1 protein-coding gene is annotated in these 498 nt (G+C 69.9%); it reads right to left on the bottom strand.

What is annotated here, in order from left to right; translation table 11 throughout:
* Nucleotides 1–498, bottom strand: a 498-nt coding sequence (locus tag SCWH03_RS28335) for a beta-ketoacyl synthase N-terminal-like domain-containing protein (protein ID WP_173267787.1), incomplete at both ends; no start/stop codon positions are given.

Raw genomic sequence — 498 nt, 5'->3', positions numbered from 1 at the left:
TGCGCACCGCATCAGACTGCCGCTCCAACACCAGCAGCCCCACACCCTCCGCCCAACCCACACCATCCGCACCCTCACCGAACGCCTTGCAACGCCCGTCCTCGGACAACCCCCGCTGACGAGAGAATTCGACATAGGCGGTGGGGGTGGACATCACCGTGACACCCCCCGCGAGGGCGAGATCGCACTCGCCCTGCCGCAGCGCCTGAGCCGCCAGATGCATCGCCACCAGCGACGACGAACACGCCGTGTCGACCGTGACCGCCGGCCCCTCGAAACCGAACGTGTACGACACCCTGCCCGAGGCGACACTGCCGGCGCTGCCCTGGCCCTGGTGGCCCTCGTAGTCGTCGCCTTCCAGGAGGGAGGCATAGTCGTTGTACATGACGCCTGCGAACACGCCGGTGCGGCTGCCGCGCAGCGACACCGGGTCGACACCGGTGCGCTCCAGCGCCTCCCAGGCCGCCTCCAGCAGCAGCCGCTGCTGCGCGTCGGTCG

This window comes from Streptomyces pacificus (assembly GCF_011766325.1).
Classification (GTDB): domain Bacteria; phylum Actinomycetota; class Actinomycetes; order Streptomycetales; family Streptomycetaceae; genus Streptomyces; species Streptomyces pacificus.
Note: the sequence above shows the minus strand (reverse complement) of the source record. Positions and strands in the feature narration are given on the sequence as shown.